This window comes from Lactobacillus sp. XV31L, assembly GCF_059900865.1.
This window is the reverse complement of the sequence record NZ_JBWXGC010000003.1, coordinates 1-17,842: the sequence shown is the minus strand read 5'-3', so window position 1 is coordinate 17,842 and position 17,842 is coordinate 1. Positions and strand designations below refer to the sequence as shown.

Here is a 17,842-nt window from a genome sequence, read left to right as displayed (position 1 = left end):
ACAAAAGGGGAATATCTTCCCCTCAAGTAATACACTAGGTACCAAAAAATTATTTATTATCTGCACTAAAATGGAACTTGATGTAAGACCCACTAGGATCGACAGGGCTAGTTCTTACACCGCCATAATAGTGTAATCCAACTCTTCCCGTGTTATTTCCTGCATGTGTTGTTTGATTTACATATAAGCCGGTTGTATCCGACCTTTTCGCACCCGTATTGTTTTGTAACCGTACTTTATATCCAAATTGCGCAGTCTGAGCGTCACCGTTAAATGATGCATAGTTAGAATTGGTCCTCTTTATATTAGGATAATTTTTGTTCATAGCCCATGCACCCCAGGGTTTCGTGCTTACATTTGTAATTGTCCATGTACCACTTGCTCTTGTATCTACGCCATTAGTTGCAACTTCGGTACTATTGACACTTGAATCTGGTTCGCTAGGTGTATCTACAGCTGCTGCCGCAATGGACGTCCCTCCAACTGCTAAAAGCATGCTAGCAGATAGCATTACCTTGCCCCAAAGGTTATGTTTTAGTAATTTCATTAATCTACCTCCTAATAAAACTGAATTAACAACGATATCTGTACAGATATTAGTCAAGAGACATATGAGTCAACTCAAAACTCTTGATAAATCAAATATACTACTTAACAAAATAAAAATTTGCCGAATTCCCAAATTAGGGAATTTATATTTAGTAAAACTGTTTGATTAGCGTCAAGGCACAGCGAAATTCTTGTTTGAGGTGATCCATGCCAAAGGCATTTAGTCCCGAAGAGAGGCATTTTAGCAGTTCAGCATTCCCTTTTTTGATATATTGTAGCAATCCCCGTCAGAAATTGTATTTTCAGTTTTATTACCGGCTTAGAGTCGGGAAACTCTACCGTTCTTATTGCTTTAAGCAATTTTTGGGCATAAGCAAAATCCATAATCATTAGTGCAAAATCTGCTTCAAGCAGACTTTCCAATACATCACTATACCAACTATGTTTATTAAGTTGGTTTTCATTAATGAAGTCGATTAAATGAAAGGAAAACTTGTAAATACTTTTAGCATCCAACAGTAGGGCCGTCTTACCCAGAAGGTAGATGTTCTCATAGCTCCAATAGTTATGGTCGGCAACAATATGAGCGAAATATAATTTGATCTTTATCTGCACACGTTTGGGCGAGATCTTTTTATTAGTCAGCTTTTGGTAATAATTGCAAGCTATTGCGGCTTTAAACAGAGCCTTTTTGCTGTCAGAATTGAGGTGAAGGGATTCGCACGCTGCAAGAGCATAATTTTTTAGGTGGACGACGTGCTTGTTGGTGTAAGCATCAATAATTTCTTGAATGTTTAACTCTAAAACAGAAAAATCGCTCCCATTGATAAATTCCACCGGATGAATGTGATTTTTTGAAAGTAGTTGCAAGACTTTTTCCCATGCTAGGTCACCGCTTCCGGTTTCCCAGCGCGCCAGTGCTGACTTAGAGACCACCCCTGTGGAAGCTTCTATCAGACTAATATTCATTTGTTTTCTAATTCGCCGAAATTTGGGACCATACTTTTCTTTGATCATTTGAAAAATCCCCTTTTGGTATTGATAATAATTAACCAAAAACACCAAATTGTGGATACAACCTGATTGCTTACGTAAATTGTTTAGTTCAAAACATGATTAATTTATACTGTGTCTGGTTCTGGCGTCACTCTGCATCAATATTTTTAGTCAACATCCAAAATATTAAATTAAAAAAATCCATGCTAAATCTCCTTTGGTAATTAATTAATATTGAAATACAATATTAGAAACACTTATTAGATTTCTTTACTTAAACATTAACACAAGTATACTTCTAGAAGTGTGCCACCTTTGCACATTTAGGCATCAATAAAATTCTTCTTAAAATAGCATCATATATATCATTAAAAAACAATGCTATAATGAGCAAAAACAGACTTCAGAACGGAGGCAACAATGACAAATTTTGGTAAAACCGTCCATAAGCTGCGTGTATCACGGCGAATAACGCAAAAAGAACTGGCCGAAGGCCTCTTCGATCGGAGCATGCTTTCTAAAATAGAACAAGGTGCCCTGTCGACGACCTATGAAAACGAACTTGAATTAATTGCACGCCTAGGACTCACTCCGAATGAATTTGAATACATCAACAATAATTATCAAATAAATATAAAGCAGAAACTTTTACACCGCTTCTTTGAGCTTACGGCAAACAGCGAACTGACTAAAATAAATGAGCTTCTAGACGATTGCTCACATGTACAAAATGATAATGATGTTAAAAGAGTTGCAACGGTGTTGCAAGCACTGTTAGTCATGAACAAACCACATGGATTCAAAAAGGCCCAAAAGTTGCTTTATCCAATCTGGTTCACCTACCTGCGCAAAGTAAAAGTGTTGACCATCACCGACATAGCGATACTGAATGCTGTCTTGTTCGCCTTTGACACCGAAACGGCAAACGAAATAATCAGCAAGATTGCCTCCGTTATTGATGAACACTACCCGTTCATGCAATCTCTGAAGACCAACCTTTTGATCAACCAGACCACGCTGATGATGCAGCAGGGCAAGTTTGCACAGGCGACTCGGCAACTAAGGTCGTTGATACGGCCAATCAAGGACCTGAACCAATTCGAAAAGCTGGTGATCGTCAAGACCAAGATTGCCGTCTGCCAAAAGGACAAGGAGGAGGCCATGAGGCAGCTGGGACTTCTCTATGAACTAGAAGCCACTGAATTAGCAAACGGGTTAAAGATGGAGGTGGAAGAATACCTGCCGAAGGATGTGCTCTAAAACCAAGCAAAAAAGAACCAACCTGCACATTGAAAGTGCAGGTTGGTTCTTTTTTGCTTTTGCCCAAACTGATGCGGAAAACCTAATCCAGGAAGTCCCGCAGCTGGTTCGACCGGCTCGGGTGCCGCAACTTGCGCAGCGCCTTGGCCTCAATCTGCCTAATCCGCTCGCGCGTTACGCCGAAGACCTTGCCCACTTCTTCCAGCGTGCGCGTGCGTCCGTCATCCAGACCAAAACGCAGACGCAAAACATTTTCCTCCCGGTCAGTCAAGGTGTCCAGTACCTCTTCGAGCTGCTCTTTGAGCATTTCATAAGAGGCGTGTTGCTCAGGACTCGTTGCATCCTTGTCCTTGATAAAGTCACCCAAATGCGAATCATCCTCTTCGCCAATTGGCGTTTCCAGGGAAACGGGTTCCTGCGCAATTTTCAAAATGTCACGCACCTTAGAAGTCGGCATGTCCATTTCGGCGCCAATTTCTTCTGGTGTTGGTTCACGGCCCAGGTCCTGCAATAGTTGCCGCTGGATTCGAATCAGCTTGTTAATGGTTTCAACCATGTGGACAGGGATTCTAATCGTGCGGGCCTGGTCAGCAATGGCACGAGTAATAGCCTGCCTAATCCACCAAGTGGCATAAGTTGAAAACTTGAAGCCCAGACTATAGTCAAACTTGTCAACGGCCTTCATCAGACCCATGTTGCCTTCTTGAATCAGGTCCAAAAAGGACATCCCGCGACCAACATAACGCTTGGCAATTGAAACAACCAGCCGCAGGTTGGCCTCAGCCAGTTCCTGTTTGGCTTCTTCCTCGCCTTTTTCAATACGTTTGGCTAGCGAAATTTCTTGTTCTGCATTGAGCAATGGGACCCGGCCAATTTCCTTTAAATACATCCGCACGGGATCATTCATTCGGACACTAGACGGTGCCGACATATCCTTCAATTCAGCCTTTTCAACGTCTTTTTGCTTCTTTAAGGCTAATTTAGAAGGCTCACCCTTGTCATCAACAATGCTAATGCCATTGTCTTCAAATTCTTGAACCAATTGGTCAACGGCTTTGCCCTGCAACTTATATGGCTCAACCATGCGGGCAACAAATTCTTTTTCAGTTATCGCCTTATCTTTTTTGACATCTTTGACAACTTTTTTAACTAACTTGTCTAGCGATAATTCTTCGCTGTTATTAGTGCTCTTCTTTTCTGCCACTATAAAGCCCCCTTTTAACCCTGAATTCTCTTTAATTGCAAAATCTTCTTCGTAATCGTGATAATTTCTCCTGTATCCGTCTTTCTTTTTGCATCCTGCAACTGATTCATAAGATCATGTAATTGCTCATTGACCTCACGCAATTCTAGCGCATGTACTTGCTCATCGATTTCGCGATCTGAAAAATCCTGGGGCATGTCTGTCATTTCAGCATTTACTATTATACCTTGAAGTTCACCAGGAATAAAATTTAAAAAACTGTTGACACTAGGATTTTCTTCACTTTCACAGAAATTTAACCATAATTCCGCTAATTTTTGATAATCTTGGTCTGGAAATAAAAACTTGCCTTCTAAAAGATAGTTTCTCGCATGTTCGGAATGCATAAACAAGTATAACAGCCTAGTTTGGACCGGATCAGTATTAATGTTATTGCTGCTTTGCTCATCCTCTAAAACAGGCACAGCTGTACTTGCTTCATAAGGTGCCGGCTCATCGCTGGGCTTGCCCTTATGCCGCTGGGCTGCATTAAATTGCCTGCGATAGCGGACCAAGTTTGCCTTGAGCGCATCTTGGGACACGCTTTGTTCGCGGGCCACCTTGTCTACATATATGTCTTGTTCTACTGGATTGGACAACTGGGCAATTTCCTTCACTGCTTCATCAAGGTAGATCAGCTTCTCCCGGTCATTATCCAAGTTATACTTTTGTGCCAGACGTTTCAAGAAGAAGTCTGTAGGTGTAAGTGCGCCCTTGACTTCATCCCGGTATTTTTCTGCACCATACTTTTTGACGTATTCATCAGGATCCAATTTTTCTGGTAGAACGACCACGCCAATATTAAAGCCACCTGTTTTAGAAAACATTTTGGCTGCACGTTCTTCTGCATGAACGCCCGGGTCATCACCATCATAATTAATAATAATATTCTTGGTAATGCGTCTTAGCAAGTATACTTGCTGGTCTGTCAGGCTCGTACCCATTGAGGCAATGCCTGACTTGATGCCAGCCTTATATGCAGCAATTACATCCATGTAGCCCTCATATAAGATTAAGTGGTCCTCAATCCGGGCAGCCTTCTTCGCTTCAGCAAAGTGAAAAAGCGTCTTAGACTTTTCAAAGATCTTAGTTTCAGGGCTATTGACGTACTTGGCCTCCGTCTTTTTAGAAGAAATTCTTCTGCCCGAAAAAGCAATTACATAGTTGCCCTCATTTCCCAGAGGAAACATCAACCGGTCACGAAAGCGGTCAAACAGTTGTCCATTTTTACTTTGGACAAACAAGCCAGTGGCTATCAAATCTGCTTCCTTATATTTGCGCTCACGCAGGTAGGTTAACAGCAAGTTATCCTGGCGCGGAGCGTAACCTAGGCGGAAGTGATCAATGATGTCCTTATCCAAACCGCGGCTTTGGGCGTAATCAAGTCCTCGCTTTCCAGCATTTGTTGAAATCAAGACGCGGTGATAAAAGTCGGCTGCCTCTTCATTGATTTTAATTAAAACGTTGGTATACTTGATTTTTTGCTGCGCAAATTCCTTGATTTCAATATGGGCAAATGAAGCCGCTTTTTGCACGCTTTCAGGAAAAGTCAAATTTTCCTTCTCCATTAAAAAGGTGAAAACATTGCCGCCCTTGCCACAACCAAAACACTTAAAAAATTGCTTGCCTTCATTAACCGTAAAAGAAGGTGTTTTTTCTTGGTGAAAGGGACAAAGTCCAACGTAGTCTTTGCCCTTTTTTTCTAGTGATACATACTGGCTAATGACATTAACAATATTAACGTTGTCGCGAACCTGGTCAATGGTTTCTTTTGGAATTCGTCCAGCCATTTTCTCACCTGCTTTTTCGGGCCTATTTAGTTACCAGCTTGCTCAAGTCTCCCAGACGACCAGTTAATTGGGCGACAGCGCTGAGCTGGGCCAGTCTATTGTTCTTCAACGCCTCATCCTTGTCCATGATCATGTTGGTTTCAAAATAACGGTTGATCACTGGCTGCAAGTCGACAAAGCCATTATAAAGACTGGTCAAATCTGTAATTTCTTGCAGCCTCTTGACTCCATCATCTAGGTCGCTTTCACTGGTATTAGCAAACAATTCCGGGTTAACTGGGGTATTGCCCTTGTACTTGGCCTTCTTCAAAATATTATTAATCCGAATCAAACTCTCAATTACTGGCTTGAATTGCTCATCATCATGGTGCAGCTGCAAAACTCTGGCTGCTGCCAATATTTGAATCGGGTCTTGCTGACTTGAAGCAAGGACTGCATCAATAATATCATACTTGAAGTTGTTTTTTTGCAAGTACTGGTTGATCCGATCTCTGATAAAGGCGGCAATTTCTTCATCTTGTTCTGCAGTTTTGGGCAACTTGGCAGGCGTCTTGCCGCTTAAGGCAGCAATAATCTTCGGTAAAACTTCGTTGAAGGGCAATGACCATTGCTCATTCAACAAAATGCGGACAATGCCGTATGCATAGCGCCGCAATGCATACGGGTCATTGGAGGAACTTGGAATCATCCCAGCTGCGAAAAAGGTAATAATAGTATCCAATTTGTCTGCAATGGATAAGAGTGAACCAACTACAGTCTTTGGCAGGTCACCTTCAGAGGTTGTGGGCATGTAATGTTCCTTAATTGCAAGGGCCACATCTTCTTTTTCGCCGGCTAGACGTGCATAGTGCATGCCCATTACACCTTGAAGTTCAGCGAATTCGCCCACCATCTGGGTTACCAAGTCAAACTTGTACAATTCACTTGCACGATCAAAGTTGGCAACTGTCTGCTCATCAAGATGCCAACCCTGGGCCAAGAGGTCACCAATAATGCGCACGCGCTGCATCTTCTCGGACATTGAGCCCACCTTATCGTGGAAAGAAACGTTATCCAATTTTTGGACAAAGTGGCTTAACGGGTACTTGCGGTCTTCATCATAAAAGAACTCAGCATCGTCCAAGCGGGCGACTAAAACCTTTTCATTGCCTGAAACAACATTTTCAAGGAAGTCCTTATTGCCGTTGCGCACTGAAATAAAGTGGTTAATCAACTGGCCATTTTGATCATAAACTTCAAAATAGCGTTGGTTGTCCTTCATGGAAGTTACCAGCACCTCACGTGGCATTTGCAGGTATTTTTCATCAAAGGAACCAGCAAAAACGCTTGGATATTCAACCAGGTTAGTAACCTCTTCCAAGAGATTCTGGTCCAGCTGAATGGTCCAGTTGTTCTTCTTGACCAACTGCTTCATCTGGTCAACAATCATTTCCTTGCGCTTGCTTGCATCGACAATAACGAATTGGTCTCTCAGGGCATCTTCATAGTCAGCCGTATTGGCCAAAACAACAGCATCGCCCAAGAAGCGGTGACCTGCAGTTTTGCGGCCCGCCGTGATTTCTAAAACCTTAACCGGAATAACTTCGCTGCCATACAGGGAGACTAACCAATGCAATGGCCGGACAAACTCGAAGTCGTGCGAGTCCCACCGCATTTTGGTCGGAAAAGTCATGGCTTTGACCACATCGCTCATGCCAAGAAGGATATCACTGGCTTTTTGACCTTCCTTTTGGACGTGGACATAAGCATATTCAGTTCCCTTGAGTTCCTTAAAGTAAATATCATCGACCGTCATGCCTTGGCCACGAGCAAAGCCTTGAGCAGCCTTAGTCCAGTTCTTGTCCTGGTCCAAAGCAATCTTTTTGGCTGGTCCCTTTTTGACTTCATCAATGTCATCCTGCTTTTCTGCCAAATCTTCAACCAAAATTGTCAGTCTGCGCGGTGTCGAAAAAGTTTTAATGTCCTTAAACTTTAATCCCTTTTCCGTTAAAAACTTTTTAGTGCGGGCAGCAAGCTGGTCGACGCTGCGTGTAACAACATGCGCTGGCATTTCTTCTGTTCCGATTTCGAATAAGTAATCTTTAGTCATTTTCAAGCCCCGCTTTCTTATCTTCTGCATTTTTTAAAAGTGGAAAGCCTCTTTTTTCACGCTCATCAACATAGCAAACGGCTACTTTGTGGGCCAAATTTCTGATGCGTGCGAGGTAGCCGGCCCGCTCCGTTACTGAAACTGCACCGCGTGCATCGAGCAAGTTGAAGGTGTGCGAACACTTCAAAATATAGTCGTAAGCTGGTTGAACCAAACTAAGACTAATAAGTTCTTTAGCTGTTCGTTCATAAATATCAAAGAACTTGATTAAGTCTTCTTGGTTAGACTTTTCAAAGGCGTACTTGGAGTTTTCATACTCGGCTTCCTTAAAAATATCACGGTAAGAAACGCCGCCGCCCCATTCCAAGTCAAAAACAGAATTAACGTTTTGAATGTAGGAAGCCAGACGCTCAACCCCGTATGTAATCTCGCTCATCGTCGGCTTAACATCTAACTCGCCGACCACTTGGAAGTAGGTAAATTGACTTACCTCCATGCCATCGAGCCAGACTTCCCAACCGACACCGGCACAACCCATTGATGGATTTTCCCAATTGTCTTCAACAAAACGAATATCATGCTCAAGCGCATTGATACCAAGAACCTGCAAGCTATCCAGGTAAAATTGCTGAATATCTTCAGGGGCGGGCTTCATAACTACTTGAAACTGGTGGTGCTGAAACAAGCGGTTGGGGTTATCGCCATAGCGACCGTCTGCCGGGCGCCTTGACGGCTCAACGTAGCATGCCGACCATGGTTCAGGTCCAATTGCCCGCAAAAAGGTATAAGGACTCATCGTTCCTGCTCCCTTTTCGACATCGTATGATGGCATAATCATGCAGCCCTTGGAAGACCAAAATTCTTCCAACTTAAAGATCATTTCTTGAATAGTTAATTTTTTCTCTGCCATATTAATTCCTCCCTGCATCAGGCCATAAAAAAAGCCTATGCATCATTTGCATAGGGACGAGGTTTAATCGCGGTTCCACCCTAATTCAGGGAAAACTCCCTGCTCTTAATTTGCTTGACTAGAGGTGCCTTTTCCCAGGTGTCCTCGCACTATCCGACACTCGCTTGCTGGTACTTTTTTAATTCCTCATCTTCATCAAAACACACTAATATTTTACCATAACCACATTGTAATCTAAAGAGTTAGGCAAATAAATTCAGTTCATCCAAAAACTTTTTCGTCTTAAGATTCAGGTCAATCGTTTCCCGATAAATGCGGTCAATTGCCTTGCGGGTTTCCTTCTTAGTACTGACACTGATCTTGATTGCCCCTAAGCGTGCAAGAGGTAGCAGGCCAATCGTACGTAGCACTGCAGTTGCGCGCGGCTCTAGGTGAAAGCGACTTGGATCCGTATAAAAGTGGACGCTGCACAAGATGCCGCCGTCTTTAATTGAATAATCGAACTGACCCTGGGTGCGACCACAGATAATGCAGTGGCGCAATTCTGGTTCTACCCCGTAGGCTGCTAGCATCTGCATTTGCACAATTTGAGTGATCATTTCCGGATCAGCCCCATCATTAATTTTTTGCAAGGCAAAGTGAACTAACGCTTCATATTTGCCTAAATTTTGATATTCAATAAAGGCATGGTCAACCAGGTCAAGAACAAAAGAAGCATACGCAGTCTTAGTTAAATCTGAAAACAGGCCGTCTAATTGTTTAACATTTTTATAAGTACGCAAGGTGCTAAGACCATGGCCACTCGTATAAATAACATAGGTGCCATAAGAAAAGTTAAGCAGGGCTGCGCCAAGTTTGGATTTGGGTTTCAGTGCCCCCCGTGCAATGACTGTAATTATGCCATTATCCCTTGTTATCAACTTGGCTAGCAAGTCAGCTTCGTGATATTTTTGCCGCTTGAAAACAAGCCCTTGAACTTCTTTGAGTTCGCGTGCCACCCTAGGAAAGATCCTTCTTGCTATAGCCAATCTGCTGTAAAAAGCGGGGATCAGACCGCCAATTGCGTTGCACCTTGACCCAGAGCTTGAGGTTGACCTTTTCTCCCAATAGGTCTTCAATCTGCTTGCGCGAATTAATGCCAATTTGCTTTAGCATTTGTCCACCCTTGCCAATGATAATCCCCTTTTGGCCAGACTTTTCAACGTAAATGGTAGCTTCAATCTGCAATTTGTTTTTGACACGTTGGTTCATTTGTTCAACCCAAACAGCAGCGGCGTGAGGAACCTCTTCAGCTGTCAGTTCCAGAATCTGCTCCCGAATTAATTCAGCGACCATAAAGTATTCTGGACGGTCAGTAATCTGCTCTGGATCATAGTAATTGGGTCCCTCAGGCAATACTGCAGCTAATACTTGGAGCAAGTCACTGATTCCTACGCCTTGAGTAGCAGAAATGGGCAAGAATTCCTTAAAAATGTCCATTTGCCGGTAAGCCTCAATAACTGGCAGCAAGTCATTCGGGTGCACCTGGTCAACTTTGTTGATTACCAAGTAAACTGGGACTTTGACCTCCTTGAGCAAATCAGCAATGTATTGGTCGCCCTTACCTGGCTTTTCTGGTTCAACCATGAATAAGACAAGGTCAACATCGTTGAGACTTGATAAACTAGCCTTGTCCATATAATTGTCAAGTTCAGCATGAGGCTTAAAGATACCAGGCGTATCAACGAAAACAACCTGCATGTCTTTATCCGTGAAAATACCCGAAATTTTATTGCGAGTCGTTTGCGGTTTATTAGAAGTGATTGCCACCTTCTGCCCGACTAGGTAGTTCATCAGTGTAGACTTGCCCACGTTAGGCCGCCCCAATAGAGCAACAAAGCCCGACTTGTGTTTTGTATTTCCAGACATTATTTACCTCTGCCTTCATCTAATTGCTCAGGAAAAAGCGGCAAGCCATAATCCTTTAGGACTTGCCCTTGAATTCTAAACATTTCTTTTGCTTCATCTGCTTTGATGTGATCATAGCCGTTGAGGTGCAAAAAGCCATGAACTAGGGTGTAACCAAGTTCGCGCTTCCATCCCGTGCCATATTCTGTGCTGTGACGCTTGATCACGCTTGGACACAAAAAGAGATCACCAATATCTTCCCGAAAGTCACTATCATCCATGAAAGTTGTCAGATCAAGTCCTTCTTCACCATCTTCAATGGCAAAGGAGATAACGTCAGTGGGCCGATCTTGTCCGCGGAAGTCCTTGTTAATCGTATGGCTACGGTCAGCATCAACAAAGTTGATACTCATTTCCAGGTTATTTTCCTTGCCAATCGCTTTTTTTGCAAGCAAAAGCAACTCCGTGATCCACTTTTGCCAATCTTCTTCTTGATCCTGCAAAAAAGCAACTTCATCGTTAAATGTAATATCAATCGGAGCCATTAATTACGTTCTTCTTCCTTTTCGTATGCGTTAATGATTTTTGCGACCACAGGGTGGCGGACAACATCATTGGCGGAAAATTGAACAAACTTAATCTGTTTAATATTCCTTAAAATGTGTTGCGCGCTTGCCAAGCCACTGCGCTGGTGTCCGGGCAAATCTACCTGAGTCATGTCACCGTTGACAATCATTTTGGAATTGAAACCCAAACGCGTCAAAAACATCTTCATCTGAGCATTGCTTGTGTTTTGCGCTTCATCCAAAATGACAAAGGCGTCGTCCAATGTCCGCCCTCTCATGTAAGCAAGCGGAGCAACTTCAATCACTCCCCGTTCCATTAAGTGATCGGTTGTGTTAGTGCCTAAAATAGCATTAAGCGAATCATAGATTGGTCGCAAGTAGGGATCAACTTTTTCCTTTAAGTCTCCGGGCAAAAAGCCCAGGGATTCACCCGCTTCAACGGCAGGACGCGTAAGCACAATTCGATCTACTTCCCCGCGCTTAAAGGCTGCAATTGCACAAACCACGGCAATAAAGGTTTTACCCGTTCCAGCTGGGCCGATTCCAAAGACAACGTCATTTTTCTCAATGGCTGCAACATATTTCTTTTGTCCCAAGTTCTTGATTCTAATCGGCTTGCCTTTAGCATCCCGAATTAAAATTTTCTTGTACAGGTCGGGAAAATATTCTATTGTCCCCTTGTCTGCCATTTTCATCGCGCTGACTACGTCTGGGGCAGCAATATTAATATTGCTGCTGATTACGTTGTCTAAAGCGGATAAAACTGCAATCACCTTGCTAGTTTGGCTGTCGCTGCCTTCAACCACAATTTGGTTGCCAACATCAGCAACGCTAACATCATAATTCTCGGCCAAGAGATTAAGGTTGCCATCATTAACTCCAACTATTTTTTGGATATTTTCTGGGCTTTTAGGAATAAATTTGGTTTGAGCCAAGTAAATGCTCCTTTTCTTTTTTAATTAAGCTGGCTCTGAACTGCGCTAGAAGCAGCCTTGCCATCGGCTTTGCCCTTGATTTTAGGCATCAATTGCTTCATTACCTTGCCAAAATCAGACTTACCAGTGGCTCCTACTTCAGTAATAGTTGCAGCCACAACTTGCTCAAGTTCTTTTTGCGACAATTGCTTAGGCATATAGCCTTCAACAACTGCTAGTTCTTGCTTAGTCTCAGCAATTAAGTCGTCGCGCTTGGCCTTGGTAAAGTCAGCGACTGATTCCTCACGCTGCTTCTTTTCGCGGTTAAGCACAGTTAGTTCTTCATCTGGGGTTAGCTCATGGCCAAGTTTGATTTTTTCGTTCATCAAGGCCGACTTGATCATCCGGACCGTATTCAGCTTGATTTTATCGTGAGCCTTCATCGCATCTTTCATGTCAGATGTGACTTGTTCTAGTAAACTCAAAACAACTCCTTCTTTCTAAAATAAAAGCTAGTTAAATTATAACAAATCTAGCACCTAGTAGAGAAAATAAATACGTATTTTAGTAAAACTTGTTTTGCATAAGAAAAACGGCTCCTATCTTCCGATAAAAGCCGTCTCCCTATATACTAATAATGTTTGCGTTTGCGAGCTGCTTCAGATTTAAGCTTTCTACGTACGCTAGGTTTTTCGTAGAATTCGCGCTTGCGGTATTCTTGCAAAGTACCACTTCTGGAAACGGAACGTTTAAAACGACGAAGAGCATCATCAATAGACTCGTTTTCGTGAACGACTGTCTTGGCCATATGTGATCCCTCCTTCCATTTCTTGACGTTACCGCCATGGATTTACTTAATTATATCAAACCAGATTGATCGGTCAATACAAACAAGCAATATTCTTAAAATATTTTTGCCATAGTTAACATTAAACTGTTAAAGCATTGGTCTAAATTGTATAATTAAGCCAAAAAGGAGCTTAAAATGGTAAAAGAAACACCCAAAATCGAAGTCAACATTGTCATCATTTCAGATTCTGCAGGCGATACGGCATTTAACAACGCTGTGGCTGCCGCAGCTCAATTTCCTGATGCCCAAATCAATTATCGCCGTTATCCCTTTATTATCAACCAGAAAAAACTGACAGAAACATTTGATGAAATAATTAAGTACCCTAACTTGGTAATCATTTACAGCTTGGCCAAGGATGAGATGCAGATACCAGTCATCCGCTTTGTCCGCGAACACCAGATTGAAAGTGTCGACATTCTTTCGCCTGCAATGGAAGCTATTCAAAAGACAACTGGTTTGCACCCGCAAAAAAAGGTGGGGGCCCAACACACGATGAACCAGCAGTACTTTGACCGGATTTCGGCAATCGAGTTTGCCGTTATGTACGACGACGGCAAGGACCCCAAGGGCTTTTTAGAAGCTGACGTTGTTTTGCTGGGTGTTTCCAGAACTTCTAAAACACCACTATCGCTCTTCCTAGCCAACAAGAACATTAAGGTGGCTAATTTGCCGCTCGTGCCTGACACGCACATACCTAAGGAAATTTATCAGATTGATCCTAAGAAAATTATTGGCCTTACCAATGACCTTTCTGTCTTAAATGAATTTCGGCGTCAACGAATGATTTCCTATGGCTTAAATCCTGACACGGTTTATTCCAATACTGACGCAATCAAGAATGAACTCGATTCAGCCCAGACACTATATGATAAATTGGGTTGCTTCGTGATCAATGTAGCCCACCGTTCTATTGAAGAAACTGCTGCTTTGATTATGGACCACCTTGGAATTGAAGACCAGTAATATTTAATACAGTAGAAGAATATTTATGAGGTTAAAAATGACAAATAAACGAACTGATTCAAACTTTGACACGGCAATATTTGCTGGTGGCTGCTTTTGGTGCATGGTCCAACCCTTTGACACCTTGCCCGGCGTTAAGTCAGTGGTGTCTGGTTATACGGGTGGTCATGTGGCCAACCCAAGCTATGAGCAAGTTGCAAGCGGCATGACAGGTCACACTGAAGCCGTTGAGATTACCTATGATCCTCAAATAATGCCTTACGAAAAACTGTTAGATTATTACTGGCAAGTAACTGATCCGACTGATGCCGCAGGCCAGTTTCAAGACCGGGGTGACAGCTACCGGCCGGTGATTTTTTATAATTCTCCAGCCCAGCAAGCAGCAGCTGAAAAGTCAAGACAAGCCTTGCAAGACAGTGGCAAGTTTGACCAGCCAATCGTCACAGCGATTGAGCCAGCTGAGCCCTTCTATCCTGCAGAAGACTACCACCAGGACTTTTACAAGAAGAACCCCGCCCGCTATGCCATCGAAGAGTCTGGCGGTCGAGAAGAATTCATTAAGCGGCACTGGCCCAAGTAGCCTGGTGTATGCAAGCAGCTAGTCTAACTATAGCTGCTTTTTTAAGCCCCTAAATAGTATTTTAGTATTGGCTCTGCAACCATTCTTTGTTACACTAGTTGGGTTTAATGGTTGGAACTTTGCAAAGGACTAAGTATAAATGGATCAACTTGATAAATTTAACCGTCGTTATAGTCTGCTTTCTAAAATATCTGCCTCGTTTTTCTACGCACTTGCAGTTGCAGTTGCTTTGAACTTCTTTTGGGAACCGGGACACATGTACTCTTCTGGGATCACGGGCTTTGCGCAACTGATCAACACATTAAGCAGACGGTTTCTTCCTTTTACGTTGACCACCTCAACAATGTATTTGGCTCTCAACCTGCCTTTGCTTTTGCTTGCCTGGTTTAAAATCGGTCATAAGTTTACCTTTTTCACCATTATTACCGTTATCCTTGGTTCATTCATGATGAAGGCAGTTCACCCGCTCAACATGCATGTGGATCCCCTTGTTTGTGCGATCTTTGGTGGCATGATTAATGGCTTGGGGACAGGCTTTGCCCTCAAAAATGGGATTTCGACTGGTGGGCTTGACATTATTGGGATTGTCATCCAGAAAAAGACTGGTACTAGCTATGGCAAAATTAGCATTCTGATCAACCTGTTAATTATTGCCGCAGCGGGTTTCGCCTTTGGCTGGAACCGAGCCCTATATTCTGCTTTGACCATCTTTATCAATGGACGAGTGATAGATGCTGTGTACACGCAGCACCAAAAATTGCAGGTCACGATTGTCACGGAACAGCCACAAGCGATTATCGATGGGGTTCAAGAGAAGATGCACCGGGGAATTACCATTTTTCATGATGTGGAGGGCGCATATAGCCATATTGAAAAGAAGGTCCTAATTACTGTGATTGACCGCTACGATATGTATGATATTCTACAAATCGTCAAAAAAAGCGATCCATACGCCTTTATGAGTGTGATGGAAGTTGAACGAGTTTATGGCAGTTTTAAGGAACAAGAAATTGTTTAAGCAGTCAAATAAAAGCATTAAAAAGAGCATGTTACTACGCATGCTCTTTTTACGCATTTATTTCATCATTCTTATTCAAACAGCTGCTTATATTCGCTGTATCCTTTTTCTTCTAATTGTTCATAAGGAATAAACTTTAAAGCTGAAGAGTTGATGCAGTATCTAAGCCCACCCTTATCGGTAGGTCCATCATTGAAGACATGTCCCAAGTGAGAGTCAGCATCAGGACTTTTAACCTCGGTACGCTCCATATTGTGGGTTTGGTCACGATGGTAGGTTAGCTTTTTAATAGGCTTAGTAAAACTAGGCCAGCCGCAACCAGCATCATACTTGTCGCTGCTTGAGAAAAGCGGCTCGCCTGAAACTACATCTACATAGATCCCTTTTTGGTAAAAATCGTCATACTTGCCTCTGAAAGGCATATCTGTTGCAGCGTGTTGGGTAACTTCAAACTGCTCTTTAGATAATTTCTGCAGTTGCTCATTTTTCTTTGCTTGTTCCATATTGTCACCATCCTGGCTCAACTATAGCAAATTTTACGGGCTAGCTGGTGATAATGCTTGTAAAATTAAGCCTATCTTAAACCCAGTTTCTCCTTAAATGCGTTATAATATTTTTTAGATTAATTATAGAAAGGTTATCTTTATTTATGCCACATTTAGCACCAAGTTTATCCGCAAGTATCAGTACCAGGATTAAGAACTTGCCTTCATCGCAAATTCGGTCTTTTTCAAAAAAAATCGCTCAAATTCCTGGAATAATTCCACTGACCATTGGTGAACCTGATTTGAACACGCCGGAACACATCAAGCAAGCCGCGATCAAGGACATAGAGGCAGATGACTCTCACTATGGACCTGATGCGGGTAAGGCTGCCTGTCTTAATGCTGTGAGCTCCTATCTTAAAGATAGTCTGGGCGTGTCTTATGATCCAAGTAGTGAAATTTGTACTACTGTAGGCGTGACTGAGGGCTTGAACGTTGCTTGCATGGCCCTGCTCAATCCTGGCGACAAGATTATCGTACCTACACCAGTTTGGGAAGTTTACTTTGGCATTATTGAGATGGCTGGGGGTGTACCCATTCAAGTTGATACTTCAGCTGATAATTTTATCCTGACTGCCAAAAACTTGGCGCATGTACTTGCAAATGAAGGTCAAGGCGCCAAGGCAGTTATACTTACTGATCCTTCAAATCCAACCGGCCGGGTCTATGCTAAAAAGGACTTAGCAGAGCTCGCAGCAGTTATTGCTGACAAGGACTTATATGCTGTAAGCGACGAAATCTACGCTGAATTAATATACAATCAAAGGAAGCACTATTCACTAACGCAAATTATTCCCGAGCGGACCATTCTCCTGTCTGGATTATCAAAAAACTTTGCCATGACCGGCTGGCGTATTGGTTATATTGCTGGACCAGCTGAAATTATGAAGGCAATTATTAAGATTAACTCCTTCTTGATCACATCAGTCACTAACAATGTTCAAGCAGCAGCTACTGAGGCTCTGTCACAGGGGCAAGCAGATTACATTCAAGCACGCGCAATTTATGAAAACCGCATGCACATTGTCCAAGCTGGACTGGAAAAGAATGGCTTTATCATTGCCGCACCAGAAGGTGCTTTCTATATTTTTGCCAAAATTCCAAGTAGTTTTGGAACTGACGATGTTGCCTTTGCCAAAGATTTGGCTCAAGAAGCTAAGGTAGGCGTTGTGCCAGGCAGCTACTTTGGCAAAGGCGGCGAAGGTTTTGTGCGACTTTCTTATGCCTCATCGGAAGAAAATCTTAAAGAAGCAGTTAAGAGAATTACAAGCTACGTTGAAAAAACTTTGCACTAAGTTAGTGCTTATTAGTTGGGTTTATGCTGCTCGCTAGTTTAGACTTGTGTAAGAACAAAATTTTTAATTATGAAGGGAACCAACTATGAAAATTACAATGAAAAGCAAACCGTTAACCACTAACGGTCAACCGCCCCGTATTGGTGAAAAACTACCTGACTTCAAGGTGGAAAAAGCTGACAAGTCAACAGTTAGTGCCAAGGAGCTCTTTACCCAGCCGACTTTAATTAGCGTTGTACCTAACATTAATACAAGCGTCTGCAGCATCTCAACCAAGCGCTTCAACGGCGAAGTTGACAAGTATAATGGCATTAACTTTTATACTATTTCAACCAATACGCCTGACGAGCAAAAAAATTGGTGTGCAGCAGAAGGTGTTGTCAA

Annotated in this window: 19 protein-coding genes; 6 read left to right on the top strand and 13 right to left on the bottom strand. The window is 42.6% G+C overall.

The window, feature by feature from the left end; translation table 11 throughout:
• Positions 1–49: 49 nt before the first annotated feature.
• Together AC2JF7_RS02610 and AC2JF7_RS02605 are read right to left on the bottom strand one after the other, a co-directional pair.
• A complete protein-coding gene (locus tag AC2JF7_RS02610) occupies positions 50–547 on the bottom strand; it encodes a choline-binding protein (RefSeq protein WP_500726807.1) in 498 nt (165 codons plus the stop codon).
• Positions 548–798: 251 nt separating this feature from the next.
• Positions 799–1,566, bottom strand: a complete 768-nt coding sequence (locus AC2JF7_RS02605) for a helix-turn-helix domain-containing protein (protein ID WP_500726805.1) — start codon at positions 1,564–1,566, stop codon at positions 799–801.
• Between the two features lie 399 nt (positions 1,567–1,965).
• Between AC2JF7_RS02605 and AC2JF7_RS02600 the strand changes: the two genes are divergently transcribed.
• Positions 1,966–2,805, top strand: coding sequence for a helix-turn-helix domain-containing protein (locus AC2JF7_RS02600; RefSeq protein WP_500726802.1), 840 nt, complete (start codon positions 1,966–1,968; stop codon positions 2,803–2,805).
• Between the two features lie 82 nt (positions 2,806–2,887).
• Here AC2JF7_RS02600 and rpoD read toward each other — a convergent pair whose 3' ends face one another.
• From rpoD to rpsU, 10 genes are all read right to left on the bottom strand, one after another.
• Positions 2,888–4,009 (bottom strand): RNA polymerase sigma factor RpoD, encoded by a 1,122-nt coding sequence (gene rpoD, locus AC2JF7_RS02595; RefSeq protein WP_500726800.1) that lies wholly within the window; start codon positions 4,007–4,009, stop codon positions 2,888–2,890.
• A 14-nt stretch (positions 4,010–4,023) separates the two neighbouring features.
• The gene (dnaG, locus tag AC2JF7_RS02590; RefSeq protein WP_500726798.1) at positions 4,024–5,838 is read right to left on the bottom strand and encodes a DNA primase; all 1,815 of its coding nucleotides are present in this window, start codon (positions 5,836–5,838) and stop codon (positions 4,024–4,026) included.
• Between the two features lie 22 nt (positions 5,839–5,860).
• Positions 5,861–7,927, bottom strand: coding sequence for a glycine--tRNA ligase subunit beta (gene glyS, locus AC2JF7_RS02585; RefSeq protein WP_500727124.1), 2,067 nt, complete (start codon positions 7,925–7,927; stop codon positions 5,861–5,863).
• Positions 7,920–8,837, bottom strand: a complete 918-nt coding sequence (gene glyQ / locus AC2JF7_RS02580; protein ID WP_500726796.1) for a glycine--tRNA ligase subunit alpha — start codon at positions 8,835–8,837, stop codon at positions 7,920–7,922. Before glyQ ends, glyS begins: the two co-directional genes overlap by 8 nt.
• 242 nt (positions 8,838–9,079) lie before the next feature.
• The gene (gene recO, locus AC2JF7_RS02575) at positions 9,080–9,835 is read right to left on the bottom strand and encodes a DNA repair protein RecO (protein ID WP_500726794.1); all 756 of its coding nucleotides are present in this window, start codon (positions 9,833–9,835) and stop codon (positions 9,080–9,082) included.
• Position 9,836: 1 nt separating this feature from the next.
• The gene (era, locus tag AC2JF7_RS02570) at positions 9,837–10,745 is read right to left on the bottom strand and encodes a GTPase Era (RefSeq protein WP_500726791.1); all 909 of its coding nucleotides are present in this window, start codon (positions 10,743–10,745) and stop codon (positions 9,837–9,839) included.
• Positions 10,745–11,269: an rRNA maturation RNase YbeY gene (gene ybeY / locus AC2JF7_RS02565; protein ID WP_500726789.1), complete on the bottom strand. Its 525-nt coding sequence runs from the start codon at positions 11,267–11,269 to the stop codon at positions 10,745–10,747. The genes era and ybeY overlap by 1 nt, the downstream gene beginning before the upstream one ends.
• Positions 11,269–12,225, bottom strand: coding sequence for a PhoH family protein (locus tag AC2JF7_RS02560; protein ID WP_500726787.1), 957 nt, complete (start codon positions 12,223–12,225; stop codon positions 11,269–11,271). The genes ybeY and AC2JF7_RS02560 overlap by 1 nt, the downstream gene beginning before the upstream one ends.
• Positions 12,226–12,245: 20 nt before the next feature.
• Positions 12,246–12,689 (bottom strand): GatB/YqeY domain-containing protein, encoded by a 444-nt coding sequence (locus AC2JF7_RS02555; RefSeq protein WP_500726784.1) that lies wholly within the window; start codon positions 12,687–12,689, stop codon positions 12,246–12,248.
• Between the two features lie 146 nt (positions 12,690–12,835).
• Entirely contained in the window at positions 12,836–13,012 is a 177-nt protein-coding gene (gene rpsU / locus AC2JF7_RS02550) for a 30S ribosomal protein S21 (RefSeq protein WP_046306945.1), read from the bottom strand.
• 177 nt (positions 13,013–13,189) lie between these two features.
• Between rpsU and AC2JF7_RS02545 the strand changes: the two genes are divergently transcribed.
• The 3 genes from AC2JF7_RS02545 (at position 13,190) to AC2JF7_RS02535 (ending at position 15,618) form a co-directional block, all read left to right on the top strand.
• Positions 13,190–14,020 (top strand): pyruvate, water dikinase regulatory protein, encoded by an 831-nt coding sequence (locus AC2JF7_RS02545; protein WP_500726780.1) that lies wholly within the window; start codon positions 13,190–13,192, stop codon positions 14,018–14,020.
• 37 nt (positions 14,021–14,057) lie between these two features.
• Positions 14,058–14,600, top strand: coding sequence for a peptide-methionine (S)-S-oxide reductase MsrA (gene msrA / locus AC2JF7_RS02540; RefSeq protein WP_500726778.1), 543 nt, complete (start codon positions 14,058–14,060; stop codon positions 14,598–14,600).
• 139 nt (positions 14,601–14,739) lie between these two features.
• Entirely contained in the window at positions 14,740–15,618 is an 879-nt protein-coding gene (locus AC2JF7_RS02535; protein WP_500726776.1) for a YitT family protein, read from the top strand.
• 71 nt (positions 15,619–15,689) lie between these two features.
• Here AC2JF7_RS02535 and msrB read toward each other — a convergent pair whose 3' ends face one another.
• Complete coding sequence (msrB, locus tag AC2JF7_RS02530; RefSeq protein WP_500726774.1) at positions 15,690–16,121, bottom strand: peptide-methionine (R)-S-oxide reductase MsrB; 432 nt, start codon at positions 16,119–16,121, stop codon at positions 15,690–15,692.
• 146 nt (positions 16,122–16,267) lie between these two features.
• Here msrB and AC2JF7_RS02525 point away from each other — a divergent pair, with 146 nt between their 5' ends.
• Together AC2JF7_RS02525 and AC2JF7_RS02520 are read left to right on the top strand one after the other, a co-directional pair.
• Entirely contained in the window at positions 16,268–17,458 is a 1,191-nt protein-coding gene (locus AC2JF7_RS02525) for a pyridoxal phosphate-dependent aminotransferase (protein WP_500726772.1), read from the top strand.
• Positions 17,459–17,543: 85 nt separating this feature from the next.
• Positions 17,544–17,842: redoxin domain-containing protein (locus tag AC2JF7_RS02520; RefSeq protein ID WP_500726770.1), on the top strand; the 299-nt coding region annotated here is incomplete at its 3' end.

What these genes read in the sequence shown, in the direction of transcription:
- AC2JF7_RS02535 (WP_500726776.1), top strand. Translation starts at nt 14,740, where the DNA reads ATGGATCAACTTGATAAATTTAACCGTCGTTATAGTCTGCTTTCTAAA.
- AC2JF7_RS02610 (WP_500726807.1), bottom strand. Translation starts at nt 547, where the DNA reads ATGAAATTACTAAAACATAACCTTTGGGGCAAGGTAATGCTATCTGCT.
- msrB (WP_500726774.1), bottom strand. Translation starts at nt 16,121, where the DNA reads ATGGAACAAGCAAAGAAAAATGAGCAACTGCAGAAATTATCTAAAGAG.
- glyQ (WP_500726796.1), bottom strand. Translation starts at nt 8,837, where the DNA reads ATGGCAGAGAAAAAATTAACTATTCAAGAAATGATCTTTAAGTTGGAA.
- ybeY (WP_500726789.1), bottom strand. Translation starts at nt 11,269, where the DNA reads ATGGCTCCGATTGATATTACATTTAACGATGAAGTTGCTTTTTTGCAG.
- msrA (WP_500726778.1), top strand. Translation starts at nt 14,058, where the DNA reads ATGACAAATAAACGAACTGATTCAAACTTTGACACGGCAATATTTGCT.
- AC2JF7_RS02600 (WP_500726802.1), top strand. Translation starts at nt 1,966, where the DNA reads ATGACAAATTTTGGTAAAACCGTCCATAAGCTGCGTGTATCACGGCGA.
- rpsU (WP_046306945.1), bottom strand. Translation starts at nt 13,012, where the DNA reads ATGGCCAAGACAGTCGTTCACGAAAACGAGTCTATTGATGATGCTCTT.
- glyS (WP_500727124.1), bottom strand. Translation starts at nt 7,927, where the DNA reads ATGACTAAAGATTACTTATTCGAAATCGGAACAGAAGAAATGCCAGCG.
- dnaG (WP_500726798.1), bottom strand. Translation starts at nt 5,838, where the DNA reads ATGGCTGGACGAATTCCAAAAGAAACCATTGACCAGGTTCGCGACAAC.
- AC2JF7_RS02605 (WP_500726805.1), bottom strand. Translation starts at nt 1,566, where the DNA reads ATGATCAAAGAAAAGTATGGTCCCAAATTTCGGCGAATTAGAAAACAA.
- AC2JF7_RS02545 (WP_500726780.1), top strand. Translation starts at nt 13,190, where the DNA reads ATGGTAAAAGAAACACCCAAAATCGAAGTCAACATTGTCATCATTTCA.
- AC2JF7_RS02525 (WP_500726772.1), top strand. Translation starts at nt 16,268, where the DNA reads ATGCCACATTTAGCACCAAGTTTATCCGCAAGTATCAGTACCAGGATT.
- era (WP_500726791.1), bottom strand. Translation starts at nt 10,745, where the DNA reads ATGTCTGGAAATACAAAACACAAGTCGGGCTTTGTTGCTCTATTGGGG.